We start from the raw sequence: 13424 nt of genomic DNA on the forward strand, positions 1-13424 counted from the left end.
GAACGTAGAAAGGCACTCCCAAGTGGCTGCCACCGACGTTAGGCCGAAGATCACGCTGGCCTGCCAGGAGTGCAAGCACCGCAACTACATCACGCGGAAGAACCGGCGCAATGACCCGGATCGGCTTGAGCTGAAGAAGTACTGCCCCAACTGCAAGGTGCACAGGGCGCACCGCGAGACTCGCTAAGTCTCTGCGAAGCCTCCCGGATCTCCGCGGGAGATGGCTACTTCAGTAGCACTCACATACTGAACGCAGACCGGCGTCCTCATGGAGGGCGCCGGTTTGTCGTGTCTGCACAGCTTTCCCGCCCGGGTGTTGACCATGCTCGACAGCCGATGCCGGACGTGGCCCGGGCTACGGTTTTCTGGTGGCCGGCCCTGGGGAAGTACGCCCTGGAATCTTGTTCTGTTACTGTCGGCCTCACCAGCTCGGTATCCGCAAAGGAGCACGATGGCTCTGAACCGTGATTTCGTCGGGCGGGCGTCCGCGCCTTCCGCGCCCTACGAGGTCAGCCGCGTGAAGATCAGAGAATTCGCGACGGCGATCGGCGACAACAACCCGATCTACCGGGACCGGGAGGCCGCCCAGGCCGCCGGTCACCCGGACGTGATCGCGCCGCCCACCTTCCCCATCGTGTTCAGCCTGGCCGGTGGGTCGATCCTGGCCGACCCCGAACTCGGCCTGAACTTCGCCATGGTGGTCCACGGCGAGCAGCGCTTCGAATACCGGCGTCCGATCCACGCCGGTGACGAGCTGGTCAGCGTCTCCACGGTGACCGACATCCGCAGCGTCGGCCGCAACGAGCTGATCACCGTCAAGAGCGACGTCAGCACCGTCGACGGCGAGCCCGTCTGCACGACCTACAACACCATCGTCGAGCGTGGAGGGGCGGCCTGAGATGGCGGCGACTGTCAGATACGACGAGGTCGAGACGGGCCAGCAGATCCCGCCCGTCGACTACCCGGTTCGCCGCGCCAACCTGGTGATGTACGCCGGCGCCTCGGGCGACTTCAACCCCATCCATTGGAACGAGCGCTTCGCCAAGACCGTCGGCCTGCCCGACGTCATCGCGCACGGCATGTTCACCATGGCCCAGGGAAGCCGGTTCGTCACCGATTGGGCCGGTGACCCCGGCGCGGTCGTGGACTACGGCGTGCGGTTCTCCTCCATGGTGGTCGTCCCCGACGACGACCAGGGGGCTGTCATCACGGTGAGCGGCGTCGTCGAGGAGAAACTCGAGGACAAGCGCGTGGTGATCGCGCTGACCGCCAAGTCCGGCGACTCCCGGGTGCTCTCCAAGGCGCGCGCGGTGGTCCAGCTCACCTAGCGGGGCCCCCGGTGGCCTGGTTCCCGGCAGCTCCGGGCGGTGGTTCGGCTCGTCCGACGGGCTCGTGCGCCGGGGGGGCTGATTCTTCCCCCGGTCCGTGGGTAGCGTCCGGAGATGAGCGAAGTACCACCTCACGTGACGGGGCTCGCCGAGCAGCGGGCCAAGGCGCGGACAAACCGTGACTACGCCGGAGCCGATGCGCTCCGTGACGAGATCGAAGCCGAAGGCTGGCTCGTCCGCGACGCCGGCGACGGGTTCGAGCTCATCCCCAAGCCCCCCTTCGAGGTGTGGCCCACGGTGAGCTCCGTCCCCGTGCCGGGCGCGGGCGGCCGGGGCGGCTCCCCGGAATCCGACACAGAGCCCGGCTCGGAGGCCGGGGCGGGCTCCGAGCCCGCCGGCCGTGACGCCACCGCCATGGACACCGGCAGGGTCGCCGAGGTCGCCGATCCGCCGGCCCGGCCCGAGCGGCTCGGCCACCTGGACGCCGAGCGGGTCGCCGAGACCGAGGCGGCGCCGAAACAGAAGCCCGAGGGCTCCGAGCTCGTCGGCCGCTCGGACGAGAACGAGGGCGACCCCGAGCGGATGGTCTCCTCCCAGCTGCTGTGGGACGGGAGCCTGTCGGTGTCACGGCTCGACGAGGCGCTCAGCCCGGTCGAACACGAGGAGCCGGCCGCGCCGCTGACCGTGACGGTCGGACTCGTGGTCGACGGCTGGCCCGACGACCTGCGTAAGTGCGTCCGCGCCCTGGTCGCCCGGACCGAGGCGAAGATCATCGGTCTGGACCTGGGAAACGTCGACGGCGCCGGCGCCGTCCTGGAGGAGTTGGCCGAGGAGTTCCCCCGGCGGGTGGAGGCCTGGCACGTGGCCGAGACCCCGCACTGGAGGGGAGGCTCGGCGGGGTGGGGCGAGAGCCGTACCAAACTGCTCAAGCTCGACACCTCCGATGTGCACGTCGTCATGGAGACCTCCACGATCCTGGACGGCGACGCGATCACCCCGCTGGTCAGGGCGCTGACCGACGACGTGGCGGCGGCGGGCTGGCGGGGCGTGAACCCGGGGGCGGACGGTCACGAGTGGCACGATGCGGAGCCCGGCGAGGTCCGTGGGCTGCTCGGACACCTGTTCGCGGTCAGGCGCGACGCGGCGCTCGCGGCGGGCGCCTTTCCCGAGGGCGCCCGCTACTACCGCAACGCCGACCTGGAGTTCTCCCTCACCCTTCCGGGCACCCTCGTCGCCCTCGGCGGGGACCTGCCGGTCCATCAGGAGCGGCACCGTGGTTACCACGACGTCGATCCCGGCTACCGCGAAAGGGAGTCGCGTAGAACCTATGAGCGCGTGCTGAGGCTGCTGCGCGACACGTAGGCCGCTCCATGACACGTAGGCTGGTCGCGGATTTCGGCGGCTGGTGGGGAAGCGCATGACTGAGCGGGTTGCAGGGGTACGGCTGGCGCCGTACACGACGTTGGGGCTGGGCGGTCCGGCCAGGGCGTTCGTGGCGGCGGGGTCGGCGGAGGAGATCGTCGAGCTGGTGGCGGCGGCGGACCGGGCGGGCGAGCCGGTGCTCGTCCTCGGTGGCGGCAGCAACCTGGTGGTCTCGGACGAGGGCTTCGACGGGCTGGTCGTGCGCGTCGCGTCGCGCGGGATCAAGGTCGACGGAGACCGGATCACCGTGCAGGCGGGGGAGGACTGGGACGCGCTGGTGGCCCGGACGGTGGCGGACGGGCGCTCGGGGATCGAGTGCCTGTCCGGGATTCCGGGGCTGGTCGGCTCCACGCCGATCCAGAACGTCGGGGCCTACGGGCAGGACGTGTCGCAGACGATCACCGGTGTGCGGGTGTACGACCGCAAGGGTGGGCAGGTCCGCGATCTGCCCGCGCGGGAGTGCGGGTTCGCCTACCGGCACAGCGTGTTCAAGGAGGAGCTGGGGCGCCACGTCGTGCTGGCGGTCACCTACGAGCTGGCCGAGGACGGGATGTCCGGCCCGATCGCCTACAAGGAGCTGGCCGGCCGGCTGGGCGTCGCTCTCGGCGAGCGGGTGCCGCTGGCCGAGGCCCGCGCGGCGGTGCTGGAGCTGCGCCGGGGCAAGGGGATGGTGCTCGATCCTCGCGACCCCGACTCCCGTAGCGCGGGGTCGTTCTTCACCAACCCGCTCCTCACCGCCCGGGAGGCGGCGGAGCTGGAGTTGCGCGCCCCCGGGTTCCCGCGCTGGGACATGCCGGACGGCTCGGTCAAGGTCCCGGCGGCCTGGTTGATCGAGAACGCCGGGTTCCCCAAGGGCTACCGGCGCGGCCCGGCACGCATCTCCACCAAGCACACCCTTGCCATGACAAATCCGGAATTGTCGGCAACGACCGCCGACCTTCTCGACCTGGCCCGTGAGGTCCGGGACGGCGTGCGCGAGAAGTTCGGCGTCATCCTCGTCAACGAGCCCGTGATGGTCGGCGCCCACCTCTGAGCCGGGCGAGGCTCGTCGTCCCCCGGGCGTCGGGACACCCGTCCGGCCGGGACACCCGTCCGGCCGGGACACCCGCCCGGACATCCGCCCGGCCCGGACATCCGCCCCGCCCGGACATCCGCCCGGCCCGGACATCCGCCCGGCCCGGACATCCGCCCGGCCCGGACATCCGCCCGGCCGGGACATCCGGCCCGGACACCCGCTCGGCCGGGACATCCGGCCGGGTCACCGGCCCGGCCCGGGTCACCGCGTGCTGCCGGATCGCTGCTCGGACTCGACCCCGGGTACGGCTGTCGCGGCACGCAGGCGAGCGCTCTTCCTCATCAGGACCGCGGTCCGGGCCAGCACCATGGCCAGCGCCATGAAGACGAAGGCGTTGGAGTAGACGTCCGGCCCGCTGAGCTTGTAATCGATGCTGAAACGTACGATCTCCTCGCCGAACCAGTGCTCGGAACCGTAGGCGAAGACGACTCGCGCGCTGGAGAGGACGATCCAGACGAGTGCGTACCCGAGGCCGCCGACGGTGTAGATCTCGCCGGAGGCGTCCCGGTGGGCGGGGAGCAGGGCCCCCGCGATCAGGCCGCAGATCACGCCTGTCCCGATGCCGGCGAGCTGGAAGGAGGGGGCGTTTCCGTCCATGGGCAGGGAGTGAACGAAGATCGCGACGATGACGGCGACCGCGATCAGGGATCGCAGCATCCGCATGGTGGTGACGCGGCGCCGACCGAGGTCGGTCGCCAGGATGATGACCAGAATCGTTCCGCTGGCGATGAGCGCGGTCAAAAACGGGCTCATTCGACATCTGCCCTTTCTCTTCTCACCGGATCTCTTGTTCACCGGAGTTCACTTCACCGCCGGGAACGCTACGGACGTCACCCGTTCCGGCGCGACGACCGGACGGTGGGGCCGCTCTGTCCACCGACCGGTGGACAGGCGAATGGGCCGATCATGATCGGTGACCCGTGGCGGGCGTCCCATCGTCGTCTCGGATCGGCGCGATCGCGCGGGGAGTGATAGGACTTGTGCGGTGCATGTCCACATTTGGGCGGATGCGGCCGAGCCGACCGCGAACGATGTCCCCGAGGCGAGAATCCGCTGGCTCGGCCTGTGGGACGGCTATTTCGCGATCTGTTACTTCGTCACCACGGCGCTGCTGTTCACCTCCGGTGGCCAGCAGGCGCATCGGGCGATCGCGATCGGCGCGCTGACCCTGGTCGTCCCCTGGTATGCCGGCTTGGGCCGGGGGCTCGTGGCCGACCGCCCCGCCGGCCGCAAGAACATCGTTTTCTCGGCCGGCCTGTTCCTGCTGTTCGCCCTCGCCGCCGTGTTCGACCTGATGGGCTCCTTCGCGCTGTTCGCCGTGGTCCCCATGCTCATGATGAGCCTGCCCACCTCGTGGGCCATCGCGCTCGTCCTGCCGGCCAACCTCCTGCCGGTCACGGTGATGTGGCTCCAGGGCGGAAGCGCGTTCGCGGTCGCCGGAGGTGTCGTTCTGCCGACGTCGCTGCTCGGCATCGCGCTGTCGGTCCTTATCGGGCTGTGGATCGGCAGGACGGTACGGCAGAGCCGGGAACGCGCCGAGTTGATCGGCGAGCTGCGGCGAAACCGGGAGCGCGTCGCCCAGCTGTCTCGCGAAGCCGGGATCTCCGCCGAGCGCGAGCGGCTGTCCCGGGAGATCCATGACACTCTGGCGCAGGGCCTGACCAGCATCATCAGCCTGGTGCAGGCCGCCGAGTCCCAGCTGGACGAGGCTCCGGGCCTCGCGCGCTCCCATCTCGGGCTGGCCGGGCGGGTGGCCCAGGATAGCTTGGCCGAGGTCCGTGACTTCGTCGCCGCGCTGGCACCGCCCGCGCTGCGGGAGAGCTCGTTGGCGCAGGCCGTGCGGCGGCAGGCGGACGGCCTGGCCGCCCAGGTCGGACTGGACGTCCGATGCTCGGTCGAGGGCGTCGAGAGACCCCTGCCGATGGTGGCCGGCGTCGTGCTGCTGCGGTCCGCGCAGGAGGCGATCGCCAATGTGCGCAAGCACGCCGTAAAGGCGCGGAGGGTGGATGTGGTCCTGGCGTATGACGACGGTGCCGTCCGCCTCGTCGTCAGGGACGACGGCGAGGGGTTCGCCGTACACCCGGACCGGCAGGGGTTCGGGCTGCGCGGTATGCGGTCCCGCGCGGCGGAGATCGGTGGCGCGGCGACGGTCAGCAGCCATCCTGGAGAGGGCACCACCGTCACGGTGACGGTGCCCGCGGAGTCGGCGTCCGGGGAGGCAACCGATGGGTGAGGAGAAGGCGATCGAGGTGCTGCTGGCCGACGATCACCCGGTGGTGAGAGAAGGGCTGCGCGCGATGCTGGAGTCCGCGGACGGCATCACCGTCGTCGGGCAGGCCGGTTCCGGCGAGGAGGCGGTGGCGTTGGCCATCGCCCTCAAACCGGACATCGTGCTGTTGGACCTGCGGATGGGCGAGATGGACGGGGTGAGCGCCACGGGGCACGTCCTGCGGCGTTCACCTCAGAGCAAAGTGGTCATCGTCACCACCTACGAGAGCGACTCCGACATCCTGCGCGCCGTGGAGGCCGGCGCGGCCGGATACCTCCTCAAGGGAAGCTCCCGAGTGGAGCTGATCAACGCCGTCCGGACCGCCGCACGTGGCGACACCGTCCTCACACCCTCACTGGCCACCAAGCTGTTCCGGGCGCGGGGGATGGAACGGCAGCCGCTGTCCGGCCGGGAGCGCGAGGTGCTGCGTCTGGTCAGCCAGGGCATGACCAACGCCGAGATCAGCAGGGAACTGTTCGTCGGCGAGGCCACGGTCAAGACGCACCTGCTACGGGCGTTCAAGAAACTGAACGTCTCCGACCGCACCGCGGCCGTGATCACAGCGTTGGAACGCGGGCTGCTGCCCTGACGACCCGCGGCTCCTCCGGCGGCCCGCCGCGGTCGCGCCGGCTCGCCGGCGGTCACCTGTACGGCGGGCGGCCCGGCGGGCCCCAACGGGTCAGATCTCCTTGAGGAACCCGGCGTCGACGGCGAAGTCCGCGCCGGTCGTGCTCGCCGAACGCGGCGAGGCGAGCAGGGCGATCACGTCGGCGATCTCCTGCGGCTCGACGAGGCGCCCGGTCGACAGTTTCATCATCTCCGGTGCGACGCTGTCCATCACGCTGTCCCGGTCGGTGCCCGCCTGGGCGGCGATGATGTCGGCCGCGCCGCCCTCCTCGGTCCACCAGGCCGTCCGCACGGGCCCCGGAGAGACCGTGTTCACCCGGATCCCCTGCGGGGCGAACTCCTCCGACAGCGCCTTGGTCAGGTTGTTCAGACCTGCCTTGGCGGCGTTGTAGTCGACGTTCATGGGGGCGGGCAGCCGGGCGCTCCCCGAGGAGACGTTGACGATCGAACCGCCGCCCCGCTGGAGCATCGGCGGGATGGCGGCACGGATGGCACGCACGATCGAGAACAGGTTGAACTCGAACATCACCCGCCAGTCGTCGTCGGTGGGGGCCAGGAACGAAAAGCGCGGCAGGGCCACACCGGGCGGCGGGCCGCCGGCGTTGTTCACCAGGATGTCGAGTCCGCCGAACTCCTCCACGGCCCGCGCCACGATCTGAGCGGGCGCCTCGGGGTCCATCAGGTCGGCCGAGACGTGGATCAGGCCGGCGCCGCCGAGCTCATCGAGCTCCGGAGTGCTTTTACGCGAGGCGGCCACGACGCGGACTCCCTCGTCGAGCAGAGTGCGCGTGACGGCGAGCCCGATGCCCTTGGAAGCACCGGTGACGACCGCGACGCGGCCGGAAAGCTGCAGATCCATGGATGTCCTTCTCGTAGTTGCCGTCGAGCCCCGCTTGATCGGCGGGGATCTTCACGGCTCAAACGTATGCCCAGCGTGCGACCCGGACCTGGCGGAATTCGGACCAGCAGATTCAGCTGAATTCGGACCTGTAATTCGTCGTGCCCGCCCCGGTACATCGGCGGCCGAAATGCGCCAGCGCCATGAGCCGTCGATGGCCAAGGTGGGGCGTCGCCGGTACGGGCCGGCGATCACACGCTGGAGATCCCCCACATGCCGACCATCACGCCGCCCGCCTCCCCGCCGTGCCCTCCCGAGTCGCGTGGAGCGCCGGAGCCGTACGCCTCATCGCCGCGACCCGCCGGCTCGCGCGAGGCGCCGGGCAGGGATCGGAGTGGCCGGTGGGCTCTGCCGGTGGTTCTGGTCGCGGTCTTCATGACCACGCTCGACTTCTTCATCGTCACCGTGGCGATCCCCGCCACCCGGCGGGATCTGCAGGCCGGCACGGCTGCGATGCAGCTCGTGATCGCCGGGTACGGGCTGGCCTACGCGGCCGGGCTGATCCTGGCCGGACGGCTGGGCGACCTGTACGGGCCCCGGCGCGTCTTCACCGCCGGCCTGGCGCTGTTCACCCTGGCCTCGGCGGTCTGCGGAACGGCGCCCACCGCGAGCGTGCTGGTCGCCGCCCGGATCGGCCAGGGTCTGGCCGCGGCGCTGCTGGCGCCGCAGGTGCTGGCCTTGCTGGCGGCGCTGTATCCCGGCGCCGGCCGGGCCCGCGCGTTCGGCTGGTACGGCACCACGGTCGGCCTGGCCGGGGTGAGCGGCCAGCTGATCGGTGGTCTGCTGGTCGCCGCCGACCCGGCCGGGCTGGGCTGGCGCACCTGCTTCCTGGTCAACCTGCCGCTCGGGCTGGTCGCGCTGGCGTCGGTCCCGCTCCTGCTGCCCGAAGTGGGCGGCCCCGGGGAGAAGCGTCCGGGCCGGCGAGGGCTGGACGGGGTCGGGGCGCTGCTGCTGGCCGCCGGGCTGCTCGCGCTGGCCGTACCGCTGAGCGTGGGCCGTGAGCAGGGCTGGCCGGCCTGGACGTGGCCCGCTCTGGCGGCCGCCGTACCGTTGCTGGCCGGGTTCGTCGGCAGGCAGCACCGGCGGACCGCGGCCGGCCGGGCCCCGCTGCTTGACCTGACGATCTTCCGGGAACCGGGATTCGCGCTGGGGCTGGTCGCGGTGCTGGCGCTGTTCGCCGGCTCGGCCGGGTTGTCGTTCGTGCTGACGCTCTACTTGCAGGACGGCCGGGGGCTGGCGGCGGCCGCCGCCGGTGGGCTGGTCACCGCGCTCAACGCGGGGTTCCTGGCCGGCTCGGCGGTCACCGGGCGGCTGGCCGGCCGGTTGGGCTGGCGGCTGCCGTTCGCCGGCGGCCTGGCTCTGGCCGCCGGACTGGCCCTGATGCACCACGCCGCCGCCGGTCCGGTCGAGCGCCTGGCGGCCGGCCTGGCTGTGGCCGGGATGGGGATGGGGTGGGTGATGTCGCCGCTGATCGCGTCGGTGCTGGCCGGGGTCCGTGGCCGCCACGCCGGCCTGGCGGCCGGGGTGCTCGGCACCGTTCAGGAGATGGCGGGCGTGTTCGGCGTCACGGCCGTCGGCGCCATCTTCTTCGCGGCTCTCGACGGCGGGGCCGCGACCGGGGCGGGCCGGCCGGGCCTGGCGGACTGGACGGGCGCCCTGCGGAGCGGCCTCGCCCTGCTGATCGTCTTCGCTCTCGCCATCCCGGTTCTGGTCAGGCTGCACTCCCGGGTGGGCTCCAGGCGTCACCGCCGGTGATGAGACGCCCGGAAGTCGTCGAAGGCCCCGCTCGGGGAATCAGCGAGTGCTCGCGGCTGTTAAAGTCGAGTGGAAACACCCGAGGGGGAGTAGTCCCAATCGCGTGATCGACATACTGGCGCCTCCGGGCGCCCGGTCGCGCGGGCCTGGAATCCATCCGATCCAGGCGGACGAGACCTTCGGCCTGGCAGGCATACACCGATGCTGCCGGGCCGAAGCGTGCCCGGCTCCCCGGGCGTCACCTTCCGGCCCGGTCGCGCGTGCGGAAGGGCAATCTCGTTGGAAGCGTTCTGGATCAGTCTCGCCGTGATCTTCGTCGCCGAGCTCGGCGACAAGAGCCAGCTCATGGCGATGACGTTCGCGACCCGGTTCAAGCCGTGGCCGGTCCTGGCCGGCATCACCCTGGCCACCGCGGTCGTCCACCTGGTCAGCGTCGGCCTGGGCCGGCTGGCCGGTGACCTGATCCCCACCACGGCGATCACGATCGTCGCGGGCCTGGCGTTCCTCGGCTTCGCCGTGTGGACGCTGCGCGGGGACGAGCTGACCGACGAGGAGTCGCAGAAGGCGCAGCGCACCACCCGTTCGGCGATCATCGCCGTGACCGTCGCCTTCTTCCTCGCCGAACTCGGCGACAAGACCATGCTCGCCACCATCACGCTGGCCACCCAGCACGGCTGGTTCGGCACCTGGCTCGGCTCCACGGTCGGCATGGTCGCCGCTGACGCGCTGGCCATCGCGGTCGGCCGGATGCTCGGCAAGCACCTGCCCGAGAAGATCATCCGGTACGGCGCCGCCGCCGCGTTCGCGATCTTCGGCGTCGTCCTGCTGGTCGAGCCCCTGCTGACCTGATCTGGCGACCCGCGCCGGACCGGCCCCGGCCCATCGGGTTCGCTCACGAGGCCTGGCCCCCGCCGTCTCACGGGCCGGCTCCGAACGAGGCGAGCAGGTGCCGCAAGGCCGCGGTGAGCGGCCGGTCGCGGACGGCGAGCGAGGTGACGAGGGCCGGTTCGGCGAGCGGCCGGTACGTCACGCGCAGCGCGGGCGGCAGTCCCGAGACCTCGTAGAAGACCGTCCAGGAGGGAACGCCCGACCCGATCTCGGCGAGGGTCTCCTGCAGGCTGGTGAACGGCGGTCCCTGCGGCGGCTCGATCCCGGCTTCGCGGCAGGAATCGGTGATCAGATCGTGGAAGGGCGGGTTCTTCTCCCTCGGAGCCAGCCGGAGGGGCAGGCGCGCGAGCTGTTCCAGGTGCAGCAGGGGCTCGGCCGCCAGCGGGTGGGCCGCGGGCAGGGCCACGTACAGCGGGTCGGTCCAGACGGGGATCAGCCGCAGATCCGGAGCCGAGGTCAGGGCCCGAGCGAGCGCGGCGTCCAGTTCGCCCGAGCGTACGGCCGCCAGCCGGTCGGCCAGCGGGGCGTCCTTGAGCCGCACCTGCAGGCGGGGCGCGATGGCGGCCAACTCGGCCAGGGTGCGGTAGAGCCGATCTCCCGGGCCGTGGATCGTGCCCAGGCGCAGGATGCCGTCCGTGCCCGCCATGATCTCGGCCGCGACCTGCCGGGTGCGGTGCGCCGCGGCGATCACGGCTCTGGCCTCGGGCAGCAGGCGCTCGCCCTCGGCCGACAGATGGACGTGCCGGGTCGAGCGGTCGAAGAGCGTCAGCCCGAGCTCGCGCTCCAGCCTGCGGATCTGCTGGCTCACCGCGGACTGCACGATGTTCAGGCGTTCGGCGGCCCGGCCGAATCCGCCCTCCTCCGCGACGGCGAGGAAGTATTCCATCTGCCGGAGCTCCACGCTCCCCCCATTCATCTCGATTCGAGATTTCTGCAGGTGACAACTGCTTCTGGTTCGCGGGATGTTCCCACGCTCGAATGGAGGCGAGCATTTGAAAGGAGTGGGCATGCCCATGAGCGATTCGAATATGAGCCGTGCCCTGGTCGTCGGCGCGCAGACCGCCGAGGCGGTGGAACTGTCGGCGGGCAGCGCGTTCCGGCTGCTGGCCGACGCCAGCGACACCTGGGGCGCGCTCGGCGCCAACCGGCTCACGATGAGCAGCGGCGCCGACGGAGCCGGTCCGCACTACCACACGCTGTCCTCGGAGGCGTTCTACGTGCTCGGCGGGGCCATGGAGTTCCTCCTCGGCGACCGGCTGACCACGGTGGCCGAGGGGGACTTCATAGTGGTGCCGCCGAGGGTGCCACACGCGTTCGGCGCCGCCGCGGGTTCGACCGCCGAGGTGCTGGTGGTCATGACACCCGGCGTCGAGCGGTTCGGCTACTTCCGGCATCTCGGGCGCGTCGCCCGCGGCCAGGAGAGCAGGGACAGCCTGTCGGCCGTTCAGGAACGCTACGACGTCCACTTCGTGAGCAGCGCGGCCTGGCAGGCCGCACGGACCTCCGTCACCCGATGAAAGAAGCACCGTCCATGTCTTCCCCCTCCGCCCTCGGACAGCCGCCCGCCGTGGCCGTCGATCCAGCCCCGATCGGGCCGTTCTCGACCGCGGTACGGCTCGGCGCCCTGTTCGGCCCCGCGGTGTTCGGCGTCACCGCGGCGGGCGTCGCGCTGCCCAAAGTCGCGGCCGCACTGCACGCCGGGCCCGTCGCGGTGGCCTGGGTCCTCACCGCGCACGCTCTCGCGCTCGGTATCGGCACCGCGGTCTTCGGGCGGCTGGCCGACTCCTGGGGTGTGCGCGTCTCTCTGACCGTCGGCTCGCTGGTACTGGCGGCCGGCGCCCTGTGCTGCTTGGCCGCCCCGAACCTGGGCGTGCTGATCGCCGGTCGCCTGGTCCTCGCGGCCGGGTCGGGGGCGATGACCTCCGGCTGCCTGGCCCTGCTCGCCACCGTTGATCCGGCCAGGCGTGCCAGGGTGCTGGCCACCTACGGCGGTGTCATGGCGCTGTTCGCGGCCGGCGCCACGTTGATCGGCGGTGTGGCGACGACCTGGCTGTCGTGGCGGGTCACCCTGGTGCTGCCGGCGCTGTCATTGCCGGCTGTGCCGTTCTGCCTGGGCCTGGTCACCAGGCCGGGATCGCGCAGGCCGGTGGACGTGGTCGGCGCGGCCCTGCTCGCCACCGCGGCGGCCTCGTTGCTGCTGCTGATCCAGGCGCCGGCGCTGGGCCTGCCGGGTACGGTCGCGGCGGTGATCGCGGCCGTGCTGGCGCTGTCCTCGGCGGGCCTGGTCTGGCAGGTCCTGCGCAGAGGGGACGGCTTCGTGCCGCGCCCGGTGGTGGGCGACGCGGGGTTCTGGATCGCGGCGGCCATCGGCGTCGGCGTCTACGGTGGACTGTTCGCCGCGATGTACGCGGTGCCCCAGATCCTGGCCAGGACCCACGGCTGGAGCGTGCTCACGGTCGGCGCCGCGCTGCTGCCGGGCGCCGTGGTGGGCGCCGTGCTGTCCCGCATGGCGGGCGGGTTCGGCGCCCGCACCGGCCGGTGGCTGCTGGCCGGCGCCGCGACGGTGACGGGTGTCATCGTCGCCGTGGCGGGGACCGTGGGCGGCGGAGCGTGGCTCCTGGTCGCCGGTACCTCGCTGGCGCTGGCCTCCTTCGCCCTCACCCAGGTGGTGCTCACGGGGGAGATGTCGGCCCGGCTGCCGCTGCCGCTGCGCGGCGCGGGCATGGGCCTGCTCAACCTCGCCTTCTTCGTCGGTGGCGGCGTCGGCTCCGCCGTGGCCGGTGCGCTGGCCCCGTCGATGGGCCTGTCCCGGGTGCTCGTCGTGGTGGCGTGCTTCCCGCTGGCCGCCGCGGTGCTCGCGCTGACACCGGTGCGCGCCCCGAAGAGCGGACCGGAGCGCTGACCGGCCTGTTCGAGGACCCCGTGAAGGTCTGAGGCGCTGACCGGAGTGGTCGAGGGCCCCGTGAAGGTCTGAGGCGCTGACCGGCCTGTTCGAGGGTGCCGCGAACGTCTGAGGCGTGGACAGGCATGGGCAGGCGTGGACAGGCGTGGCCGTGTGGCACCGTACATGCCCGATCGCGATCTTTGGTCGTGCGGCGCCGCGCATGCCCGACCGCGACCTTGAGGAGACGCGACCTTAAGGAGGTGGGAAGTCGACCGTAA

General features: G+C 71.6%; 15 protein-coding genes. 11 read left to right on the forward strand and 4 right to left on the reverse strand.

Annotated elements, in window-relative coordinates; translation table 11 throughout:
- Positions 1-22: 22 nt before the first annotated feature.
- The 5 genes from rpmG (at position 23) to ACQPYK_RS04405 (ending at position 3783) form a co-directional block, all read left to right on the forward strand.
- On the forward strand, positions 23-187 hold the full coding sequence (rpmG, locus tag ACQPYK_RS04385) for a 50S ribosomal protein L33 (protein WP_433250560.1): 165 nt from the start codon (positions 23-25) through the stop codon (positions 185-187).
- Positions 188-451: 264 nt separating this feature from the next.
- Complete coding sequence (locus ACQPYK_RS04390) at positions 452-898, forward strand: MaoC family dehydratase N-terminal domain-containing protein (RefSeq protein ID WP_433250563.1); 447 nt, start codon at positions 452-454, stop codon at positions 896-898.
- Between the two features lies 1 nt (position 899).
- On the forward strand, positions 900-1328 hold the full coding sequence (locus ACQPYK_RS04395; RefSeq protein ID WP_433250566.1) for a MaoC family dehydratase: 429 nt from the start codon (positions 900-902) through the stop codon (positions 1326-1328).
- Positions 1329-1442: 114 nt separating this feature from the next.
- Positions 1443-2690 carry a CysS/YqeB C-terminal domain-containing protein gene (locus tag ACQPYK_RS04400; protein ID WP_433250569.1) on the forward strand — a complete coding sequence of 416 codons (1248 nt, stop codon included), beginning with the start codon at positions 1443-1445 and terminating at the stop codon, positions 2688-2690.
- A 55-nt stretch (positions 2691-2745) separates the two neighbouring features.
- A complete protein-coding gene (locus ACQPYK_RS04405; protein ID WP_433250572.1) occupies positions 2746-3783 on the forward strand; it encodes a UDP-N-acetylmuramate dehydrogenase in 1038 nt (345 codons plus the stop codon).
- A gap of 243 nt (positions 3784-4026) precedes the next feature.
- On the opposite strand, the gene ACQPYK_RS04410 is transcribed toward ACQPYK_RS04405, so the two are convergent.
- Positions 4027-4578 carry a hypothetical protein gene (locus ACQPYK_RS04410; RefSeq protein WP_433250575.1) on the reverse strand — a complete coding sequence of 184 codons (552 nt, stop codon included), beginning with the start codon at positions 4576-4578 and terminating at the stop codon, positions 4027-4029.
- Positions 4579-4810: 232 nt separating this feature from the next.
- Here ACQPYK_RS04410 and ACQPYK_RS04415 point away from each other — a divergent pair, with 232 nt between their 5' ends.
- Both ACQPYK_RS04415 and ACQPYK_RS04420 read left to right on the forward strand, forming a co-directional pair.
- Entirely contained in the window at positions 4811-6058 is a 1248-nt protein-coding gene (locus ACQPYK_RS04415) for a sensor histidine kinase (RefSeq protein ID WP_433250578.1), read from the forward strand.
- The gene (locus tag ACQPYK_RS04420; protein ID WP_433250581.1) at positions 6051-6683 is read left to right on the forward strand and encodes a response regulator transcription factor; all 633 of its coding nucleotides are present in this window, start codon (positions 6051-6053) and stop codon (positions 6681-6683) included. Before ACQPYK_RS04415 ends, ACQPYK_RS04420 begins: the two co-directional genes overlap by 8 nt.
- Before the next feature lie 90 nt (positions 6684-6773).
- Here ACQPYK_RS04420 and ACQPYK_RS04425 read toward each other — a convergent pair whose 3' ends face one another.
- Both ACQPYK_RS04425 and ACQPYK_RS04430 read right to left on the reverse strand, forming a co-directional pair.
- Positions 6774-7580: an SDR family NAD(P)-dependent oxidoreductase gene (locus ACQPYK_RS04425; RefSeq protein WP_433250584.1), complete on the reverse strand. Its 807-nt coding sequence runs from the start codon at positions 7578-7580 to the stop codon at positions 6774-6776.
- Between the two features lie 230 nt (positions 7581-7810).
- A complete protein-coding gene (locus ACQPYK_RS04430; RefSeq protein ID WP_433250587.1) occupies positions 7811-8002 on the reverse strand; it encodes a hypothetical protein in 192 nt (63 codons plus the stop codon).
- Here ACQPYK_RS04430 and ACQPYK_RS04435 point away from each other — a divergent pair.
- Entirely contained in the window at positions 7995-9374 is a 1380-nt protein-coding gene (locus ACQPYK_RS04435) for an MFS transporter (protein WP_433250590.1), read from the forward strand. The genes ACQPYK_RS04430 and ACQPYK_RS04435 overlap by 8 nt on opposite strands.
- 279 nt (positions 9375-9653) lie before the next feature.
- Complete coding sequence (locus ACQPYK_RS04440) at positions 9654-10223, forward strand: TMEM165/GDT1 family protein (RefSeq protein WP_433250593.1); 570 nt, start codon at positions 9654-9656, stop codon at positions 10221-10223.
- A 67-nt stretch (positions 10224-10290) separates the two neighbouring features.
- Here the strand turns inward: ACQPYK_RS04440 and ACQPYK_RS04445 are convergent, their stop codons facing one another.
- On the reverse strand, positions 10291-11163 hold the full coding sequence (locus ACQPYK_RS04445; protein ID WP_433250596.1) for a LysR family transcriptional regulator: 873 nt from the start codon (positions 11161-11163) through the stop codon (positions 10291-10293).
- A 112-nt stretch (positions 11164-11275) separates the two neighbouring features.
- On the opposite strand from ACQPYK_RS04445, the gene ACQPYK_RS04450 reads away from it, so the two are divergent.
- Both ACQPYK_RS04450 and ACQPYK_RS04455 read left to right on the forward strand, forming a co-directional pair.
- Positions 11276-11779, forward strand: a complete 504-nt coding sequence (locus ACQPYK_RS04450) for a cupin domain-containing protein (protein ID WP_433250599.1) — start codon at positions 11276-11278, stop codon at positions 11777-11779.
- Between the two features lie 14 nt (positions 11780-11793).
- Positions 11794-13164, forward strand: a complete 1371-nt coding sequence (locus tag ACQPYK_RS04455) for an MFS transporter (RefSeq protein WP_433250602.1) — start codon at positions 11794-11796, stop codon at positions 13162-13164.
- Positions 13165-13424: the final 260 nt, after the last annotated feature.

This window comes from Streptosporangium sp. CA-135522 (assembly GCF_050949235.1).
Classification (GTDB): domain Bacteria; phylum Actinomycetota; class Actinomycetes; order Streptosporangiales; family Streptosporangiaceae; genus Streptosporangium.